The sequence below is a fragment of the Erythrobacter donghaensis genome, from assembly GCF_001557325.1.
GTDB classification, from domain to species: Bacteria; Pseudomonadota; Alphaproteobacteria; order Sphingomonadales; family Sphingomonadaceae; genus Erythrobacter; species Erythrobacter donghaensis_B.
In genome coordinates, this window is sequence record NZ_LSJS01000253.1 from 1 (window position 1) to 377 (window position 377).

A 377-nucleotide genomic window follows, 5' to 3' on the forward strand; every position below is an offset into this window, starting at 1 on the left:
CAACATCTTACCGCCCTTCACCGGCGATGATGAACGGTGCCCATGCGCTGGGGTGTGCGAAGCTGGGGTTGGTGGGATCGTTGCGGATGTCGCGCATGGCGTTCTGGAGGGCGGTCGCGCGGGTCTCGCCGGCCTGGGTACGGCTGAGGGTGTTGACCGTGAGCGCTGCGGCCACGTCGTCACCGACCGGCCAGTGGCTGACCAGGAGGCTCGGGGCACCGGCGTAGAAGAACGCGCGGGCAAGGCCCGACAGGCCCGGCTCACCCGGCGTGCCTGAAGGGGCTGCGGTGTTGCAGGCCGAGAGGATCACCCAGTCGACACCGGTGAGGTTGAGGGTGAGCACCTCGGAAGCGGCAAGGTAGCCATCGTCCTGGCTG

The 377-nt window shown here is 68.4% G+C and carries 1 protein-coding gene; it reads right to left on the reverse strand.

Annotation, left to right across the window (positions count from 1 at the left end; genetic code table 11):
- Window positions 1-7 precede the first annotated feature (7 nt).
- Window positions 8-377: CHAT domain-containing protein (locus AX692_RS15010; RefSeq protein ID WP_155646337.1), on the reverse strand; the 370-nt coding region annotated here is incomplete at its 5' end.